21 protein-coding genes and 1 tRNA gene are annotated in these 17,827 nt (G+C 71.8%); 12 read left to right on the forward strand and 10 right to left on the reverse strand.

Annotated elements, in window-relative coordinates:
* Positions 1 to 4: 4 nt before the first annotated feature.
* From ACSTA4_RS03270 to ACSTA4_RS03280, 3 genes are all read left to right on the forward strand, one after another.
* Entirely contained in the window at positions 5 to 877 is an 873-nt protein-coding gene (locus ACSTA4_RS03270) for a phosphorothioated DNA-binding restriction endonuclease (RefSeq protein WP_444962381.1), read from the forward strand.
* 212 nt (positions 878 to 1,089) lie between these two features.
* Positions 1,090 to 2,766, forward strand: coding sequence for an ATP-binding protein (locus ACSTA4_RS03275; protein WP_444962382.1), 1,677 nt, complete (start codon positions 1,090 to 1,092; stop codon positions 2,764 to 2,766).
* Entirely contained in the window at positions 2,763 to 3,449 is a 687-nt protein-coding gene (locus tag ACSTA4_RS03280; RefSeq protein WP_274976108.1) for a response regulator, read from the forward strand. Before ACSTA4_RS03275 ends, ACSTA4_RS03280 begins: the two co-directional genes overlap by 4 nt.
* Here the strand turns inward: ACSTA4_RS03280 and ACSTA4_RS03285 are convergent.
* The gene (locus ACSTA4_RS03285; protein WP_444962383.1) at positions 3,431 to 4,057 is read right to left on the reverse strand and encodes a Uma2 family endonuclease; all 627 of its coding nucleotides are present in this window, start codon (positions 4,055 to 4,057) and stop codon (positions 3,431 to 3,433) included. The genes ACSTA4_RS03280 and ACSTA4_RS03285 overlap by 19 nt on opposite strands.
* A gap of 135 nt (positions 4,058 to 4,192) precedes the next feature.
* Here ACSTA4_RS03285 and ACSTA4_RS03290 point away from each other — a divergent pair, with 135 nt between their 5' ends.
* A complete protein-coding gene (locus ACSTA4_RS03290) occupies positions 4,193 to 4,561 on the forward strand; it encodes a VOC family protein (RefSeq protein WP_444962384.1) in 369 nt (122 codons plus the stop codon).
* Positions 4,562 to 4,703: 142 nt separating this feature from the next.
* On the opposite strand, the gene ACSTA4_RS03295 is transcribed toward ACSTA4_RS03290, so the two are convergent.
* Both ACSTA4_RS03295 and sigJ read right to left on the reverse strand, forming a co-directional pair.
* The gene (locus tag ACSTA4_RS03295) at positions 4,704 to 5,849 is read right to left on the reverse strand and encodes an FAD-dependent oxidoreductase (protein WP_444962385.1); all 1,146 of its coding nucleotides are present in this window, start codon (positions 5,847 to 5,849) and stop codon (positions 4,704 to 4,706) included.
* 4 nt (positions 5,850 to 5,853) lie between these two features.
* On the reverse strand, positions 5,854 to 6,759 hold the full coding sequence (gene sigJ, locus ACSTA4_RS03300) for an RNA polymerase sigma factor SigJ (RefSeq protein ID WP_444962386.1): 906 nt from the start codon (positions 6,757 to 6,759) through the stop codon (positions 5,854 to 5,856).
* 188 nt (positions 6,760 to 6,947) lie between these two features.
* On the opposite strand from sigJ, the gene ACSTA4_RS03305 reads away from it, so the two are divergent.
* The gene (locus tag ACSTA4_RS03305; protein WP_444962387.1) at positions 6,948 to 7,484 is read left to right on the forward strand and encodes a GNAT family N-acetyltransferase; all 537 of its coding nucleotides are present in this window, start codon (positions 6,948 to 6,950) and stop codon (positions 7,482 to 7,484) included.
* 107 nt (positions 7,485 to 7,591) lie between these two features.
* Here the strand turns inward: ACSTA4_RS03305 and ACSTA4_RS03310 are convergent, their stop codons facing one another.
* The 6 genes from ACSTA4_RS03310 to ACSTA4_RS03335 form a co-directional block, all read right to left on the reverse strand.
* The gene (locus tag ACSTA4_RS03310) at positions 7,592 to 7,807 is read right to left on the reverse strand and encodes a hypothetical protein (RefSeq protein WP_444962388.1); all 216 of its coding nucleotides are present in this window, start codon (positions 7,805 to 7,807) and stop codon (positions 7,592 to 7,594) included.
* A gap of 95 nt (positions 7,808 to 7,902) precedes the next feature.
* Positions 7,903 to 8,115 (reverse strand): hypothetical protein, encoded by a 213-nt coding sequence (locus tag ACSTA4_RS03315; protein ID WP_444962389.1) that lies wholly within the window; start codon positions 8,113 to 8,115, stop codon positions 7,903 to 7,905.
* Between the two features lie 301 nt (positions 8,116 to 8,416).
* On the reverse strand, positions 8,417 to 8,935 hold the full coding sequence (locus ACSTA4_RS03320; RefSeq protein WP_444962390.1) for a hypothetical protein: 519 nt from the start codon (positions 8,933 to 8,935) through the stop codon (positions 8,417 to 8,419).
* 154 nt (positions 8,936 to 9,089) lie between these two features.
* A complete protein-coding gene (locus ACSTA4_RS03325) occupies positions 9,090 to 9,758 on the reverse strand; it encodes an SDR family oxidoreductase (protein WP_444962391.1) in 669 nt (222 codons plus the stop codon).
* 116 nt (positions 9,759 to 9,874) lie between these two features.
* On the reverse strand, positions 9,875 to 10,966 hold the full coding sequence (locus ACSTA4_RS03330; protein WP_444962392.1) for a 2-oxoacid:ferredoxin oxidoreductase subunit beta: 1,092 nt from the start codon (positions 10,964 to 10,966) through the stop codon (positions 9,875 to 9,877).
* Positions 10,959 to 12,809, reverse strand: a complete 1,851-nt coding sequence (locus ACSTA4_RS03335) for a 2-oxoacid:acceptor oxidoreductase subunit alpha (protein ID WP_444962393.1) — start codon at positions 12,807 to 12,809, stop codon at positions 10,959 to 10,961. Before ACSTA4_RS03335 ends, ACSTA4_RS03330 begins: the two co-directional genes overlap by 8 nt.
* 526 nt (positions 12,810 to 13,335) lie before the next feature.
* Between ACSTA4_RS03335 and ACSTA4_RS03340 the strand changes: the two genes are divergently transcribed.
* Complete coding sequence (locus ACSTA4_RS03340; protein ID WP_444962394.1) at positions 13,336 to 14,199, forward strand: M48 family metalloprotease; 864 nt, start codon at positions 13,336 to 13,338, stop codon at positions 14,197 to 14,199.
* 130 nt (positions 14,200 to 14,329) lie between these two features.
* On the opposite strand, the gene ACSTA4_RS03345 is transcribed toward ACSTA4_RS03340, so the two are convergent.
* On the reverse strand, positions 14,330 to 14,827 hold the full coding sequence (locus ACSTA4_RS03345) for a YajQ family cyclic di-GMP-binding protein (protein ID WP_061079572.1): 498 nt from the start codon (positions 14,825 to 14,827) through the stop codon (positions 14,330 to 14,332).
* 231 nt (positions 14,828 to 15,058) lie between these two features.
* Between ACSTA4_RS03345 and ACSTA4_RS03350 the strand changes: the two genes are divergently transcribed.
* The 6 genes from ACSTA4_RS03350 (at position 15,059) to ACSTA4_RS03375 (ending at position 17,779) form a co-directional block, all read left to right on the forward strand.
* A tRNA-Tyr gene (locus ACSTA4_RS03350) sits at positions 15,059 to 15,140 on the forward strand.
* Positions 15,141 to 15,916: 776 nt separating this feature from the next.
* On the forward strand, positions 15,917 to 16,168 hold the full coding sequence (locus tag ACSTA4_RS03355; protein ID WP_013156080.1) for a hypothetical protein: 252 nt from the start codon (positions 15,917 to 15,919) through the stop codon (positions 16,166 to 16,168).
* Between the two features lie 56 nt (positions 16,169 to 16,224).
* A complete protein-coding gene (locus tag ACSTA4_RS03360; RefSeq protein ID WP_212641614.1) occupies positions 16,225 to 16,476 on the forward strand; it encodes a hypothetical protein in 252 nt (83 codons plus the stop codon).
* Positions 16,477 to 16,486: 10 nt separating this feature from the next.
* Positions 16,487 to 16,750 (forward strand): hypothetical protein, encoded by a 264-nt coding sequence (locus ACSTA4_RS03365; RefSeq protein ID WP_013156082.1) that lies wholly within the window; start codon positions 16,487 to 16,489, stop codon positions 16,748 to 16,750.
* Positions 16,751 to 16,760: 10 nt separating this feature from the next.
* Positions 16,761 to 17,087, forward strand: a complete 327-nt coding sequence (locus ACSTA4_RS03370; protein ID WP_444962395.1) for a hypothetical protein — start codon at positions 16,761 to 16,763, stop codon at positions 17,085 to 17,087.
* A 137-nt stretch (positions 17,088 to 17,224) separates the two neighbouring features.
* Positions 17,225 to 17,779 carry a hypothetical protein gene (locus ACSTA4_RS03375; protein ID WP_444962396.1) on the forward strand — a complete coding sequence of 185 codons (555 nt, stop codon included), beginning with the start codon at positions 17,225 to 17,227 and terminating at the stop codon, positions 17,777 to 17,779.
* The last annotated feature ends 48 nt before the right edge of the window (positions 17,780 to 17,827 follow it).

Here is a 17,827-nt window from a genome sequence, read left to right on the forward strand (position 1 = left end):
CGGTATGGACTGGACCCAGCGGCTCGGATCCGTCAAACGGTGGTCCCGTGCCGGGGTCCGCGCCCCCCACAAGCCCCTCCTGCTGCTGTACGCGCTCGCGCACCACCAGCGGCACGGCAACGCGCCCATCGTCTACAGCGAGGCCGAGGCCCGGCTCGCGCGGCTCCTGCGGGAGTTCGGCCCGACGAGATCCACCCACCCCGGCTACCCCTTCCACCACCTGGAGACCGACGGGTTCTGGCGGGTCACCACGGTGGACGGCGAGGGGTCTCCGGGCTCGGGAGTGACCCTGCTCCGGGAGAAGGAGGCGCGGGGCAGGCTGGCCCCCGACCTGGACGCGGCCCTGCGTGACGACCCCGGCCTGGCCGCCCGCATCGCCCGCCGTCTGCTCGACGAGAACTTCGCCCCCTCGCTGCACGAGGGCATCATCGCCCTCACCGGACTCCGCGTGGGCCAGGGGCCGGTCCCCGCGCCGGGGGAGGGCGGCGTCCGCGACCCCCGGTTCCGGGAGACCGTGCTGACCGCCTACGAGCACCGGTGCGCGTTCTGCGGCTACGAAGGGCGGCTGGACGGCGTGTCGGTCGGGCTGGAGGCCGCCCACATCCGCTGGTGGTCGTACGACGGCCCCAACGACCTGGACAACGGCCTGTGCCTGTGCCCGACGCACCACCTGCTGTTCGACCGCGGCGTCCTCGGGCTCACCGGCGAACTCACCGTCGCGGTGTCCCCGTACTTCGAGGCACGCTCTCCCGCGGCCGAGACGGTCGTGCTCTCCCTCGCCGGACGCGACCTCGTCCGCCCGGTTCCGGACGGCCCCGCCGTCGAACCCGCCCATGTCGCCTGGCACTTCGAGCAGGTCTTCCGCGCCGCCGCCTGAGGGCCGCGCCCCGTCCCCACCGGTGCGTCCCGCCCCCCGCGGAACCCCTCTCCGAGCGCCGCCGAACGGGCTGGAAAGTGTCCCGGGTCACGCGCGTGTCAGGATCGTGTTAACACCCGCGTCACGTTCGGTCGTATTGTTCGTGCAACGCCCACCTGCGCGTTCGCCCGGCCGGGGCTTCCGCGTCCCCCGCCACGGCGCCTGGAGAACACATGATCACGTACCCCGCGCGCTTTCGACTATCGCTCACCGGCTCCCTGTTCATCGGCTACGTGCTCCTGCTGGCACTGGCCCTGGCCGCCGTGGGCGCGCTGTGGGCCGTCCACATGGACCGGACCACCGACCGCCACTACGCCGAGCGGGTCCTGATCCTGGCCCGGTCGGTAGCCGTGATGCCCGAGGTCGTCGCGGGCCTCCAGGCCGCCGACCCTGCGGCCGAACTCGCCCCCCTGGCCGACCGGATCGACTCCGCCACCAGCACCGAGTTCGTGGTCATCGCCTCTCCGGAGGGAATCCGCTACTCGCACCCCGACGACGAACTCATCGGCCGCACCGTGTCCACCCCGCCCGGACCCGCCGCGGAGGGACGTGAGTGGACCGGCGTGCAGGAGGGGACGCGGGGACGCACCGTGCGCGCCAAGGTCCCGGTGTTCTCCGGCGGCGGCTCGGTCAACGGCGGCGACGCGCGCGGCGAGGTGGTCGGCTACGTCTCCCTGGGCATCCTCGCCTCCAGCGCCGCCACCGAGGCCAGGGCCGCGGTCCCCGCCATACTGGGCACGGTGGCCGTGGTGCTGGTCCTGGGCGTGGCCGGTGCGTGGGCCCTCTCCCGCCAGGTCCGCACCAAGACCCACGGGCTCGAACCCGCCGACATCACCTCCCTGCTGGAGAGCCGGGAGGCCCTGCTGTACGCGGTCCGCGAGGGCGTGCTCGCAGTGGACGGCTCGGGCCGCCTCGTCCTGGCCAACCCGCCCGTCCGGGAGATGCTCGGCCTGCCCGAGGACGCCGAGGGCCGGGGCCTGGACGAACTCGGCCTGTCCGAACGCGTCCGCGACATCGTCTCCGGCGACGACCCCGGCGACGACCGCCTCCTCCTGGCGGGACACCGCATCCTGGTCGCCAACCGGATGCCGGTCCACGTGCGCGGCCAGGACGCGGGTGCGGTCGTCACCTTCCGCGACCGCACCGAGCTGGACCGGCTCACCGGCGAGCTCGACGGCGCGCGCACGGTCACCCGCGGCCTGCGCGCCCAGACCCACGAGTTCGCCAACAGGGTGCACACCATCGCCGGAATGCTCGAACTCGGCGCCCACGAGGAGGCACGCGCCTACCTCGCCGACCTGTCCGCGACGCACAGCCGCACCAGCGCGGACATCTCCCGGCACGTCGGCGACTCCGCGCTGGCCGCGCTGACCATCGCCAAGTCCGCGCAGGCCTCTGAGCTGGGCGTGGAACTGCGGCTGTCCCCCCTCACCAGCGTCCCCGCGCTGGACCGGGAGGTGCGCTCCGACGCGCTGCTCGTCCTCGGCAACCTGGTCGACAACGCGCTCGACGCGGTGGCCTCGACCCCGCACGGCTGGGTGGAGCTGATGGTGCGGCTGCACCGGGCCGAGGGCACCGACCTGCCCCACGACCTGCTGGAGATCCGGGTGACCGACTCCGGGCACGGGGTGGCCGACGACGTGGCGGAGGAGATCTTCCGGCTCGGGTTCACCACCAAGGCGTCCCGGGACGGCGGCACGCGCGGGCTGGGCCTGGCGCTGGTCAAGCAGGTCTGCGAGGGAAGAGGGGGAAGCGTGGAGATGGAGGCGCCCGACGCCGACGAGGGAGCGGTGTTCACCGCCTGCCTGCCCCTGGCGGGGGCCGAGGCGCCGAGGGGGGCGGCCCGATGATCCGCGTGCTGGTCGTGGACGACGACGTGCGGGTGGCGCGCAACCACCAGGAGCTGGTGGAGTCGCTGCCGGGGTTCACCGTGGCGGGGGTCGCCCACACGGCGGCCGCCGCCCTCACCCAGATCCGGGGGCACCAGCCCGACCTGGTGCTGCTCGACCTGCACCTGCCCGACGCCTCGGGAATCTCGGTGATGCGGGCCCTGCGCGCCGCCGCCACCAGCGCCGCGCCCCAGCGGACGGACTTCCTGATGATCACCGCCGTGCGCGACATCGGGCAGGTGCGCTCGGCCATGCACGGCGGGGCGGTCCACTACCTGCTCAAGCCGTTCCCGCTCAGCGTGCTGCGCGACCAGCTGGAGCGCTACGCCGTGGCGCGCCGGAGGATGGACGCCGACGGGGAGGCCACCCAGCAGGAGGTGGACCGGCTGTTCGGGCTGCTGCGCCCGGCCGGGGGCCGGTCGCTGCCCAAGGGGCTGACCGCGACCACGGTGGACCTGGTGGCGGGGGTGCTGCGGGAGGCGGAGGGGGACGTGTCGGCCTCGGAGGTGGCCGAGCGCGCCGGGGTGTCGCGGGTGACCGCGCGGCGCTACCTGGAGCACCTGTGCGCGGTCGGCCGGGCCGAGCTGCGCATGCGCTACGGCTCGACGGGCCGCCCCGAACACCTCTACCGCTGGACGCCCTGAGCCTCCTCGGGTCCGCCGCCGATGTGCCTCTTCCACGGGCCGCTTGCGACGAGCCAGTGCGGCACGAGCTTCACGGGGAAGGGGAGGTCGGTCTCGAAGACGTCAGTGCCGTCGACCTTGCGGACCGGTCGGTATCCGTCGTTCTCCAGGCGGAACTCGATGATGCTCGGCGCCCACCGGCAGGGAGTGACGATCCAGTACGAGGGGATGCCGAAGGCGGCGTACTCACGCAACTCGGCATGGTGGTCGCGCAGCACGCTCTCCGCCGTGGTGACCTCGACCGCGAGCAGCGGAGGGTCCGTCGGGTAGTCCTCCAGTTCCCTGTTCTCGGAACGCACCGACACGTCGGGCGCCCGGAAGCACGTACGCCGCGCGTCCATGACGAACGACACCCGGGGGAGGGTCTCGTAGCCCTCGGGCTCGTTCATGGTCAGGTGGAAGGCCAACCGTGTCGCGGCGAAGGAGTGCATGGCGGTACCGGCGTAGAAGACCTCCAGCCTGCCGTCGGCCAGTTCGTACCGCCGACCGTCGTCCGGCAGGGGTTCCAGGTCCTCCACGGTCAGGGGACGGTCGGGCAGTGCCGGGAGGTCGTGCCACGGGTCGTGCATGGCAGCCAGTATTCTGACGCACGCTCGGTTACCGGCGGGTTTCACAGAGAAAGCCTCGCAAGGGTGTCCGAAAACCGGCCCCGCACCTGGTCTCTTACTCTCTGAAGTGTCAGTGTCCCGTGTCACACTCGGCCCATGTTGGACCACCTCGGAATCCAGGTCAGCGACCCCGCGGCCAGCGCCGCCTTCTACGACGCCGTCCTCGCCCCGCTGGGCGCCCGCCGCATCCTCGACTACGGAGAGAACGTCGGCTACGGCACGTCCGAACCCGACTTCTGGATCGGGCCCGCGCCCGCGCCCGGTGGGGCGCGCGAGTCGCACTTCGCCTTCACCGCGCCCGACCGGGCGGCGGTGGACGCCTTCTTCGCCGCGGCCGTCGAGGCGGGCGCGGAGGTGCTCCACGAGCCGAAGGTCTGGCCGGAGTACCACGAGCACTACTACGGCGCGTTCGTCCGCGACCCGGACGGCAACAACGTCGAGGCCGTCGCGCACGCGCCCGCCTGACCGGTCCGGCCCGGAACACGCCAAGGCGCGGGCGGACGCGGAGCCGGTCGTGCCGCCTGACAGAACACGCCGTCGGGGCTCGGGCGACGGGAACGGCGGAGGCCTCCACGGGCCTCCGCCGTCCCAGCCGTCCCGAGGCTTCCTAGCGGGTGCCGACGGAGCGCCCGCCCGTGGCCGCCTCCGCCGCAGCGACCGCGCTGTTGAGCGACACCTCGCCCAGGAGGCCGGGCGCCGCCACCGCGTCACCCGCCAGGTAGACGCCGTCGCCCCGGTCCACGGCCGGGCGGTCCCGCCACGTGTACCCCGGCAGGTCCAGCGCGCCCGTGCGCCCGCGCGCCACCTGGTCGCGCCGCCACGTCACCCGCTCCCGCCACCCCGACAGGGACAGGTCCAGGAACCGCTCCAGCCGTTCGGTGGCCCGCGCCCGGGACTCGCCCGGCCGCACCGGCAGCTGCGCCTGGACCAGCTCCTCGCCCCCGGGGGCGAGCGTGCGGTCCACCAGCGAGTAGCGCTCCAGGAAGCCGCACTCGTCGGCGTCGAAGACGATGAAGGGGTCCCGGCCGCGCCGCAGCCCCAGGTCCACCATGAGGGCGTGCCCGCTCTCCCACTCCAGCGAGTCGTCGCCGAGCAGCGCGCGGGCCGAGGCCAGCGACGTCGCGACGATCACCGGGGTGCCCGGGAGCGCGTCCACCCGCTCGCCGGTCCCCACGCGCACCCCCATCTCCCGGGCCCGTCCGGCCAACCGCTCCACCAGCGAGGACCAGCCGCCGACCAGGTACTTCGGTGAGGGCCAGCCGGGATTGGTGACCCGCAGGAACCGCTCCCAGACGAACGCGGCCGACAACCGCGACGGGTCGGAGTCGAACAGCGCCACGCCCATCATGTTCGCTGCCACGCGCGCGGGCTCCGCGCCGAGCGCCTCCCGCGCCCACGAACCGAAGTCCCGGTCGTGCGGCGCGCGCAGCCGCCGCCGCGCGGCGGCCCGGAGCAGGGAGACCGGCGGCGCTCCCACACGCCCCCGGTCGCGCACGCGCACCCGGGGCACGGCGCGCGCGGGGAAGGGCAGGTACGGCGGGAGCAGGTCGCGCTCGGCCAGCCACGCGAACAGCGGGCCGTCGCCGTAGAGCACGTGCGGCCCCTCGTTGGCGGTGTACGGCGGTTCGGTGGAGCGCGCCCGCCCGCCCAGGGTCCGGTGCGCCTCCAACAGGGTGACGTTCGCGCCCCTCTCGGCGCTGGCGACGGCCGCGGTCAGTCCGGCGAGCCCACCGCCCACAACGGTGATATCCATGCCGCTAGGACGGTTCGGGCGACCGCAGACGTGACATCTTGTCGGGGTTGGCCACGAGGTACACGTGCCGCACACGGCCGTCGGCGATGTCCAGGGACAGCAGTGCGACCACCCTGCCCCCGACGGAGACGACCGCCGCCGGACCGCCGTTGACCTCGGTGACCGCCGAACTCAGCTCCTTCGCGCCGTCCAGGCCCACGGAGACGAGGAAGCGCTCCGCGTTGCGCGGCCGCGCCAGCACGGACAGGAACCGGCCGACCTTCGCCGCGCCCTCCATGATCCGTTGGGGCGCCCTGGTCCGGCCGCCGCTGTCGCTGACCAGCGTGACGTCGTCGGCCAGCAGGCCGGTCAGCCCCTCCAGATCTCCCTCCAGGCAGGCTCCCAGGAAGCGCTCGGTGATCCGCCGCCGCACGGCCCGGTCGGCCTCGAACCGGGGGCGCCTGTCGCGTACGTGGTCGCGCGCCCGTCGGGCGAGCTGGCGGGTGGCGGCCTCCTCCCGGCTGATCACCGCGCCGATCTCGGCATAGGGCATCTGGAAGGCCTCGCGCAGCACGAAGACGGCACGCTCCAGCGGGCTGAGCGTCTCCAGGACCACCAGCAGCGCGAACTCCACCGAGTCCGCGAGTTCGGCGTGCTCGGCGCCGCCGGGGATGTCGCTGACCGGCTCGGGCAGCCAGTCGCCCACGTAGGACTCCCGCCGGGACCGGGCGCTGCGCAGCCGGTCGATGGCCAGCCGGGAGGTGACGGTGACCAGGTAGGCGCGCGGGTCCTCCACCGCGGCCGGGTCGACGGAGGACCAGCGCAGCCAGGCCTCCTGGACGGCGTCCTCCGCGTCGGAGGCGCTGCCGAGGATGCGGTAGGCGACACCGGTCAGCAGGGAGCGGTGCTCTTCGAAGACGTCGGTGGTCATGAAAGGCAGACGTACCAGCTCCGGCCGTACGTGACATCCCCCGGGCGCGGAACGGGCCCTCCCTCCGGGCGGGCGGGGCGGCGGGGCCGGCGCGGGGAGGTCCGCGGGCGCACCCTCCCCGAGGGCGCGGAGGAGCGGTGGTTGTAGCGTGGCGCGGTCAGAACGCGGAAGAGGAGGAGGCAGCCGCCGTGTACCGACTGCGCGAGTGGGAGCCGGGGGACGCCGACCGGGTGCTGGAGGCCTTCGCCGAGCCGGAACTGGCCTGGCAGTCGCCCGAGGTCCCCCGCACCCCGGAACTGGCCGCCGCGTGGATCGACCGGCAGCGGGTCCGGGCGGAGGAGGGCGCGGCCTTCGGTTTCGCGGTCGTCGGGGACGGCGGCCCGGTGCTGGGACACGTCCAGGTCACCGTGACCAGCAGAGCCCACGACACCGGCTGGGTGTCCTACTGGACCCTGGCCGAGGCGCGGGGCCGGGGCGTGGCCACGGCCGGGACGCTGCTGGTGAGCGAGTACGCCTTCGCCGAGGCGGGCCTGTTCCGGCTGGAGCTGGGGCACCGGCTGAACAACCCGGGGTCGTGCCTGGTGGCGCGCCGGTCCGGGTTCCGTCCCGAGGGGATCGAACGGGGCAAGCTGCGCTACGGCGCGGAGCGCTTCGACACGGGCGCGCACGCCCGGCTGGCCACCGACCCGGTGGAGGGCGTCGATCCGCGGCCCTGCGCGCCCTGACCACCGCGTCCACCTACCGGACACAAGAACGCGGGGCGCGGCGCGTGCCGTGCCCCGCGTCCACCCCCACAGAAGGTCGTACGCAAGAGGTTCGTCGGGTCGACAGGCTAGTCCTCGACGGAGATGCCGTTCGTGTTGGTGCCGGAGATGACGTTGCAGTCGCCGCCCAGCTCGGCGCCGGTGAAGGCCAGCACCTTGGCGCAGATCGGCACGGTGACGTTCTGGATGTTGGCGTTGTTGTCGGCGGCGGCGGTGCCGGACATGGCGCCCAGGGCGAGGCCGGTGGCGAGGATGAGGCCGGAGACGGAGGCGAAGCGCTTCATGGTGTTGGTCCTTTTCGGTTCGTGGTGTGATCGTTGGTGCTGACGGGACCCGCAGGCCCCGCGGTGGCGGAGCCGGGCGCGAGGGCGGGCCGGTCCTAGTCCTCGACGGAGATGCCGTTCGTGGAGTCCCAGTTGACGACGTTGCAGTCGCTGCCGCTGACGCCGGAGGCCGCGAGGACGTCCAGGCAGATCGGGATGGTCACGTTCTGGACGTCGGCGTTGTTGTCCGCGGCGGCGGTCCCGGTGAAGGCACCGAACGCGAGGCCGGTGGCGAGGACGAATCCGGAAACCTTGGCAATACGGGACATGCTTCTTACCTTTCGGAAGTTCAAAACAGGGTGGCTGCATCCGCCGGAATTAACTTAGCGTAGTCACGGCTGTGCTCGGAGTACTTTCAGGGAAGAATCCAGAGTTTCCCTGGAGTTTCTTCGACTTCGGGGTAGACATGCCGGACATATCGCCGCTTCGCCAGGTGAAGGTTTTACCCAACCGAAAGCAGGGTCAGCGGCGATGTCCGTCGAATGCATCGGAACCCGTATTTGTCCGACATCAGGCGCAAGAAAAGGGCCCGCACGGCTGACCGTGCGGGCCCTTTTCCCGGCTGCGGAACTACCAGCCCTGCTGCTGCCCGTAACCCGGGTACTGCTGCCCGTACCCGGGCTGCTGGCCGTACCCCGGCTGCTGCCCGTAACCGGGGTACTGCTGCTGGTCGTAGCCCGGGTACTGCTGCTGCTGGCCGTAGCCGGGCTGCTGGCCGTACCCCGCGTACGGGTCCTGCGGCTGCGCGCCCGTCGGCGGGTGCGGGTAGGCGTGCTGCTGGCCCGAGGGCTCCTGCTGGTGCTGCTGCTCGGCCTTGACGGCGTCGTCCTTCTTGCCGTCGGGGTCCGGACGGAAGATGAACAGGCGGGCGGGCTTGTCACCCTCGTCGCCCGGGGTGATCAGGTCCAGCCGCCACCCGGCCTCCTCGATCCCCTCCAGGATGCGCGTCAGCCCGGGGCGCAGCTTGCTGGAGGCCTCGTCGTAGGCGTTCACCTCCAGCTGGATGATGAACATCCGGCGCTTCTGCTGCGCGGCGACCTTGGCGTGCTCGACGACCGTGCTGTCCCTCACGACCTGCGTGACGCTCATGAATAACCGTACCCATCTGCTCTGCGTGGAGCTTGCCGTACTCGTCGGGCTGACACCCGGTCATCCGCGTCCACCGTGGCGGGACTCCGCCGGGCTCCGCAACCATCATGCCCCCTGGAGGGGCATCTGGCCACAGAGAGCCGGAGGCACCCCCTCAGGAGGAGGCGGCAGCGGCGCGCACGGCCTCGGCGACGGGTGTCTCCCCGTTCACCAGGTTGAGAACCCTGCCGACCGTTCCCGGTTCGTCCAGAAGGGCGACGATCACCGAGGCCACGTCGTCACGGGTCACCGTGTCGCGCCCGACATCCCCGCCCAGCTCCACCCGGCCGGTGCCCGGGTCGTCGGTCAGCCCGCCCGGGCGCAGGATCGTCCAGTCCAGCTCCAGGTCGCGCTCGCGCAGGTCGGCGTCGGCGGCCCGCTTGGCCTCCACGTACGCCGCCCACGTCTCGTCGGTGCCCTCCGGCACGGGTTCGTCCACGCCGATGGCCGACACCTGGACCAGGCGGCGCGCGCCCGCCAGGGAGGCCGCGTCGGCGGTCAGCACGGCGGCCTTGTGGTCGACGGTCGCCTTGCGGGCGGCGCCGCTGCCCGGGCCCGCGCCCGCGGCGAACACGACGGCGTCCGCGTTCATGAGCTTCTCCGTCAACTCGGTGACGGTGGCCTTCTCCAGGTCGATCACGACCGGTTCGGCACCGGCGTCGAGAACGTCCTGGGCGTGGTCGGGGTTGCGGATGAGGGCGACGGGCTCATCACCTCGGTCGGCCAGCTGCCTGGCCAGCCGCAGCGCGATCTTCCCGTGTCCTCCGGCGATGACGATACGCATGGGGGAGAGCGTACGCCTCCGCGGCGCGGTCGGCGGGGCGGCGCCCCTGTCCGCCGTGTCACACCCGGCCGCCGGGTGTGCCCGGGCCCCGCACCCGGCGGGGCCCGGGCAGGGCCCTACTCCACCCTCCAGGTGTCCCCGCTGGCCAGCAGGGCGGCCAGCTCGCCGTCGCCGCGCTCGGCCCGCGCGTCGGCCACCTGCTCGTTCACCAGCTCGTCGTAGGCCGGGCGACGCACGTCCCGCAGCACCCCGATCGGCACGTGCTCGAACGCGGGCTGGTCCAGGCGCGACAGCGCGAACGCGTACCCCGGGTCCTCCCGGTGCGCGTCGTGCCGCAGCAGCCGGTCCTCTCCCACCGAGTCCACGTCCACGACCTCCAGGCCGCCGAACTCCCCGGCCACTACGCCCCGGTCCGGGCCCAGCCGCAGCGGCTCGCCGTGCTCCAGGCGCAGCAGCCGCACGTCCCGCGCCGCCGGGTCCTTCAGCGGTTCGAACGCGTCGTCGTTGAAGATCGGGCAGTTCTGGTAGATCTCCACGAACGACGCGCCGGGGTGGTCGGCCGCCGCCCGCAGCACCGACGTGAGGTGCTTGCGGTCGGAGTCGATCGTGCGGGCCACGAACGTGGCCTCCGCGCCCAGCGCCAGCGACAGCGGGTTGAACGGGTGGTCCAGCGACCCCACCGGCGAGGACTTGGTGATCTTGCCCGGCTCGGAGGTGGGGGAGTACTGGCCCTTGGTCAGCCCGTAGATCCGGTTGTTGAACAGCAGGATGTTGATGTTGACGTTGCGGCGCAGCGCGTGGACGAGGTGGTTGCCGCCGATGGACAGCCCGTCGCCGTCACCGGTCACCACCCACACCGACAGGTCCGGGCGGCTGGTGGCCAGCCCGGTCGCGATCGCCGGGGCACGCCCGTGGATCGAGTGCATGCCGTACGTGCTCAGGTAGTACGGGAACCGCGAGGAGCAGCCGATGCCCGACACCATCACCACGTTCTCGCGCGGCACGCCCAGTTCGGGCAGGAAGGACTGGAAGGCGGCCAGGATCGCGTAGTCGCCGCAGCCCGGGCACCAGCGCACCTCCTGGTCGGACTTGAAGTCCTTCATCTTGTACTCGGTGTCGGTCCTGGGCACCAGGCGCAGCCCGCCCAGGGCCTCCGGGGCCCCGTGGACGTGGCCGTTCGCGCCGGTACCCGTCACGTTCTCAGTCACGGTCGATGACCTCCTGAAGCACGCCCGCGAGCTCCTCGGCCTTGAAGGGCAGGCCGCGGACCTTGTTGTAGCCGATGACGTCGACCAGGTACCTGCCGCGCAGCAGCAGGGACAGCTGGCCCAGGTTGATCTCGGGGACCACCACCCGCTCGTACCGGTGGAGCACCGTGCCGAGGTTGGCCGGGAACGGGTTGAGGTGGCGCAGGTGCGCCTGGGCCACCCGGCCGCCCGCGCGGCGCACGCGGCGCACCGCCGCGGTGATCGACCCGTACGTGCCGCCCCAGCCCAGGACCAGCACGTCCGCCTCCCCGCCGGGGTCGTCCACCGCCAGCTCGGGGACGTCGCGGGCGATCGCGTCGATCTTGGCCTGGCGCGTGCGCACCATCAGGTCGTGGTTGGCGGGCGTGTACGAGATGTCGCCGCTCTGCGCGTGCTTCTCGATACCGCCGATCCGGTGCTCCAGCCCCGCCGTGCCCGGCACCGCCCACGGGCGGGCCAGCGTCTCCTCGTCGCGCAGGTAGGGCAGGAAGGTCTCGCCCGGCCCGTTGGGCCCGGTCGCGAACGCCGGGTCGATCCGCGGCAGCTCCGAGACCTCCGGCAGCCGCCACGGCTCCGAACCGTTGGCCAGGTACCCGTCGGAGAGCACCACCACCGGCGTGCGGTAGCGCACCGCGATCCGCACGGCCTCCAGCGCGGCGTCGAAGCAGTCCGCGGGGGAGGCGGGCGCCACCACGGGCACCGGCGACTCGCCGTTGCGCCCGTACAGCGCCATGAGCAGGTCGGTCTGCTCGGTCTTGGTGGGCATGCCGGTGCTCGGACCGGCCCGCTGCACGTCCACGATGACCAGCGGCAGCTCGGTCATCACCGCCAGCCCCACCGTCTCCTGCTTGAGCACCATGCCCGGACCCGAGGTGGTGGTCACGCCCAGGGAGCCGCCGAAGGCCGCGCCCAGGGCGGCGCCCACGCCGGAGATCTCGTCCTCGGCCTGGAACGTGCGCACCCCGAACCGCTTGTGCCGCGACAGCTCGTGCAGGATGTCCGACGCCGGGGTGATCGGGTACGAGCCCAGGAACAGGGGCAGCCCCGACCGCTCGGACCCGGCGATCAGCCCGTAGGCGGTGGCCAGGTTGCCGGTGATGTTGCGGTAGGTGCCCGCCGGGAGCCGGGCGGGCTTGATCTCGTAGGAGACCGCGAAGTCCTCGGTGGTCTCGCCGAAGTTCCACCCCGCCTGGAACGCGGTCAGGTTCGCGGCCAGGATGTCGGGCTTGGCGGCGAACTTCGACTTCAGGAACGAGGTCGTCCCCTCCGTCGGCCGGTTGTACATCCACGACAGCAGGCCCAGGGCGAACATGTTCTTGGCCCGCTGCGCGTCCTTCTTGGAGATGTCGGAGCCGGAGAGCGCCTCCACCGTCATGGAGGTCAGCGGCACCGCGCTCACCTTGAACCCGTCCAGCGTCCCGTCCGTCAGCGGGTCGGCCGTGTACCCGACCTTGGCCAGGCTGCGCTTGGTGAACTCGTCGGTGTTGACGATCACGGTGGCGCCCCGGGGCAGGTCGCCCAGATTGGCCTTGAGGGCCGCGGGGTTCATCGCCACCAGCACGTCCGGTGCGTCCCCCGGGGTCATGATGTCGTGGTCGGCGAAGTGCAGCTGGAAGCTGGACACCCCGGGCAGGGTTCCGGCGGGAGCGCGGATCTCCGCGGGGAAGTTCGGCAGCGTGGACAGGTCGTTGCCGAACGACGCCGTCTCCTGCGTGAAGCGGTCACCGGTCAGCTGCATGCCGTCGCCGGAGTCCCCGGCGAAGCGGATGATGACGCGGTCGAGCTGTTCGATCTGTTTGGCCACTGAGATCGACGACCTCCTTGGTGAGCCGCCGGTCGTGACGGGCGGCGGCGCTCGGGTGTCGCCCCCGACCGGACCGCACCGTCGCGGGCCGGGTGCCTGGTTCGGGGACGTGGGGACAGCGTTCGCGGCCCTCGCGATCGCCGGATGCGCCAACCCGGTCTCGCGCGGTGCGGCCGCGCCGCGACGGCCGGGTCGTGAAGGGGCCAGCCTTCAACGACACGGCCGCCCGCGCGCCGGACCGAGGGGGTGGAGTCCCGACGGCCTGGTACGCGCAGTGATGAGGGCCACGTTCGCACTATAAGTCGTCGGGGGTGCCGAGACCGCGGGCGGGTGGCCATTCTCACACGGAGGGGGTTCGGAGGGGTGCGGCGGTGGACGAAGGTGCGGGTGGTGCGGGGGAGACAGCAGGTGAGAGGGAGATCAGTGATGCCTCGGACGTTGGTCCCGTAACGGGAACGCGAAGCGGCGACCCGCACGTTTGCCACCATGTACGCATTCATCGTCGGCTGAGCGAGGAGGTGGTGGCGTGCACGCCAGCGTGGCCCGCGCGGCCGGTCTGTTCGTCGGCGCCGCGGTGCTCGTCGTCCTGGTCGGCTGGCTGTGCGGAGCGGAGAAGGGCGCCCAGTTCTCGGTGGCCCTGGTGCTGTGCGCCGGGGTCCTGGTCTACCTCTTCGGGGAGTCCCTGGCGCTGCGCGCGATGCGCGCGCGGCCGGTGAGCGAGATCGAGCGCCCCGAGCTGTACCGGATCGTCCGCGAGCTGGCCACGGCCGCCCGGCAGCCGATGCCCCGGCTCTACCTGTCGCCGGTGCGCTCGCCCAACGCCTTCGCCACCGGCAGCAGCCCGCGCCGCGCCTCCCTGTGCTGCACCACGGGGCTGCTGCGCACGCTGGACGAGCGCGAGCTGCGCGGCGTGATCGCCCACGAGCTGGCGCACATCCGGGCCAACGACACGCTGATCAGCTCGGTGGCCGCCACCCTGACCGCGGTGATCACGGCGACGACCGCCATCGCCCTCCTGGTCCCGCTGGGGGACTCCGAGGAGAGCGACATGCCCACCCTGCTGGGCGGCCTGATGACGGTGCTGCTGGCGCCGCTCGCGGCCATGGTCGTCTACTGCGGGGTGGGGCGCCGGCGCGAGTTCCGGGCCGACGAGCAGGCCGCGCGGCTGACCGGCGACCCGCTGGCGCTGGCCGACGCCCTGCGCAAGCTGGAGGTGGGCGCGCTCCGGCACCCGCTGCCCCGGGAGCGCAGCCTGCTGGCCTCGGCGCACCTGATGACCACCAACCCGTTCCCGAACGGTGTGGGCCGCCTGTTCGCCGCGCACCCGCCGACGGCGGAGCGCGTCCGGCGCCTGCGGGAGCTGCGCCGCAGCTGGGACCTGGGCCACTGAGGCGGTGCCGACGGATCCGCGGGACGGCCCGACCACGCCGGTGCGGTGGGACGGCGACGGCCGCCCTCCCCCTCGGGGACGGGCGGCCGTCGTGTCCTCGCCGTCGGCTACGCCTGCCGGTTCGCCACCGCTAGCGGTAGTTGACGAACTGGATCGCCAGGTCGAAGTCCTTCTCCTTGATGAGGTTCTGGACGTTCTGGAGGTCGTCCTTCTTCTTGGAGCTGACGCGCAGCTCGTCGCCCTGGATCTGGGCCTTGACGCCCTTGGGGCCCTCGTCGCGGATCAGCTTGGAGATCTTCTTGGCGTCCTCGGAGGTGATGCCCTCCTTGAGGCCGACGGGAAGGCGGTACTCCTTGCCCGAGAGCCGCGGCTCGTCGGCGGGGTCCAGGATCTTCAGGGAGAGCTTGCGCTTGACCAGCTTCTCCTTGAAGACGTCCAGGGCGGCGTTGACCCGCTCCTCGGAGTTGCCCCTGACCTCGATCCCGTCCTCGCCCTGCCAGGCGATGGTGGTCCCGGTGCCCTTGAAGTCGAACCGCTGGGCCAGCTCCTTGGCGGTCTGGTTCAGCGCGTTGTCGACCTCCTGACGGTCGAGTTTGGACACGACGTCGAAACTGGATTCGGCGGCCACGTTCGCTCACACCCCGCTAGGTCTTCATGGGTCGCGGGCGCCCATGGACGCCCGCGTGGGTTCTCGTCGCCGCGCGGGTACCCCGCGCGGACGGTCCTCAGAGCTTAGCCGCGCGTCGATCGGACGCCCGACGTGCCCGGTCGGGGCGCGCCCGAACAACCGATTTCAGGTTCGGGCGGATCATCCGCTATTCTCGGTGATGCGCCGCGACGAACACGTCGCCGCAGCCCAGGCAGGTTGCCCGAGCGGCCAATGGGAGCGGACTGTAAATCCGTCGGCTTTGCCTTCCAAGGTTCGAATCCTTGACCTGCCACACGGGGAGAAGGCCCCGGTGACCAGCGGAAACGCTGGACGCCGGGGCCTTCTCGCGTTCGCGGTCCCTCACGGCTGTTCACGGGTCTCCCCGGGACAGTCACGGAACGCTCTCAGGCCGCGATTCCGGGTGTGTCGCCGCTCACCCGGGTGCCCGCGCGGCCGTCGTCCCCGGGGCCGTCCGAGGCCGTCCGGGTTCCTCTCGCGGTGCCACTGGCGCGCCTCCGTCCCGATGCGGGCGCGTCGCCCCACAGTGGGGGAGACGCGGGTCACCTTCTCCTCGCTCCTCCGGCGGTCGGAGGGTGTTCCGGACCCCGTGCGGCGCTGTTTTCCGGATTCGGCCGGTCGCGGATCCGTCGCGTTCAGGACACGGGCGGATAACGAGAATGGCCGCTCTCCCGTCGGGGGCGTCGCGAGTGCGTCTTGTGCCCGGGTGGCCGCTGACCTGCGGTTTCGCTGTCGGCCTCGGAGGGCTGGCGCTCGGAACCCGTCCCGTCTGCGGGGATGGCGGGTGGTGTGTCCGCTTCGCCGGTCCGGAGCCGTCTTGGCACGGCGTCGGCCCTTTGGGTGTGTCGAGCGGAAAGAAAGTCAATGTGGCCATTCGCGGCCAGTGCGAAAAGAATGGTCGCGACAAACTGGACAAAATGCTTCGCGAGTTTCGGCGTTGACAAAAACCGGGGGCCGGATGATGATTGCCCCAGTCCACCGCGACACAGGTGCAACAAGCGCCTGAGTCTTTTTCTGTCAATACCTCGTAACCGATTCTCGGGGGAAGTCATGTTCAAGAAGATGGCCGTTGCTGGCCTGGTCGCCGGTGCCGCGATGGGCGCGCTCCTCATGGGAGCCCCGGCTCACGCCAGTGGTTCGCACGGTGGTGACCAGCAGTTCAACCAGAACCTCCAGCTGGTCCCGATCCAGTCCTGCAACCTGCAGGCCAGCGTCGGCCTGGTCGCCGTGACCGTGCCGGTCCTGTCGCCGCAGACCACGGGCGACTGCACCAACGGCCCCGTCGGCACCAACATCAGCTAGTTCCGGCAATCCGTCCGCAAGAAACGCTATCTCAAACTTTCTCGAAGGGTAATTCAATGCTGCGTAAGCTCGGAGTTGCCGGCCTCGTCGCTGGTGCCGCTTTCGGTGTCGTCCTCGCCGGTTCCCCGGCCTCCGCCAGCGGTTCGCACGGCGGCGACCAGCAGTACAACCAGAACCTGCAGGCCATTCCGGTCCAGCTGTGCAACACGGACGCCACCGTCGGCCTGGTCGCGGTCACCATCCCGATCCTGTCGCCCGACACCACCGGCGACTGCACCAACGGCCCGATCAGCACCAACATCGACTAGGAGACCCGGCATGCTGCGCAAGTTCACCACCGCCACCGCCATCGCCGGTGTCGCTCTGGGCGCCATCCTGGCCGCCACGCCCGCCTCCGCGGGTGAGTCGCACGGTTCGCACGGCGGCGACCAGCAGTACAACCAGAACCTGCAGCTCGTCCCGGTCCAGCTGTGCAACACGGACCTGACCGTGGGCCTCCTCGTCGGGGTCACCGCGCCGATCCTGTCGCCCGACACCACCGGCGACTGCACCAACGGCCCGGTCAGCACCAACATCGACTAGGAGACCCGGCATGCTGCGCAAGTTCACGGCGGCCACCGCCATCGCCGGTGTCGCCTTGGGCGCAATGCTCGCCGCCTCGCCCGTGTTCGCCAGCTCGCACGGCGGCGGCCAGCAGTTCAACCAGAACCTCCAGCTGGTTCCGGTCCAGATCTGCAACGCCCAGCTGTCCGTCGGCCTGGCCGGTGTGACCGTGCCCATCCTGTCGCCACAGACGACGGGTGACTGCATCAACGGTCCCGCCACCACCAACGTCCAGCACGACAGCTCCGAGAGCCGCGACAGCGGCGACCCGGAGGGTCACAAGGACGAGGGTGAAGACGGGGGCAACGGGTACTAGCCACCTTCGGGTGGCGGGATCCCCGATCCCGCAGTGACGGAAAACGCGAGTGGTTCGTCGAGGCCCTCCGGCAGCCTGCCGGAGGGCCTTGTCGCAGGCAGGACATCCAAGGGAACCGACGTGGGGGGAGATGCCAGATGAAGCGCACGGTCCTGACGGGAGCGGTACTGCTGTTGGCCGCCACCGGCTGCGGAGAGCAGTTGAGCGTGCCCGACCCGCCCGCGGCCACGAGTGCTCCGGAGACGGAGCAGAGCCCGCAGGGGGAGACCGCCGGTCCGCAGGAGCAGGCCAGTCCGCGGGAGACGCAGCCCACTCCGCAGGAGGACAGCAACCAGAGCAGCGGGACCTTCGTCCTCAACCGGTACGGGAACGAGAACGGGTTCGACGACCAGACCCCCACCGAGTACGTGGCCACGGAGTTCACCACCTTCACCGACATGGAGTGGGGCACGTGGGCGGACGAGGTCGCGCGCGGCGAGGGAGGGGTCAAGGGGACCTGGTGCATGCAGGAGGGGTGCCAGGACGACCCCTACGAGGTCGAGGTCGAGCTGGGCGACCCGGTGGACGTCGACGGCACCATGTACTTCTCCACGTACACGATCACCGACTACGGCGAGGAGATGTCGGAGGAGATGATCGGGACGCTGCAGGAGGTCGACAGCGGAACCCTGACGCTGCCCGCATCCGAGTGATCCGGACCGGGCGCAGGGGGCGGACCGCCGCGTCCGGTGGAGGTGAGC

It is taken from the genome of Nocardiopsis sp. M1B1, assembly GCF_052466615.1.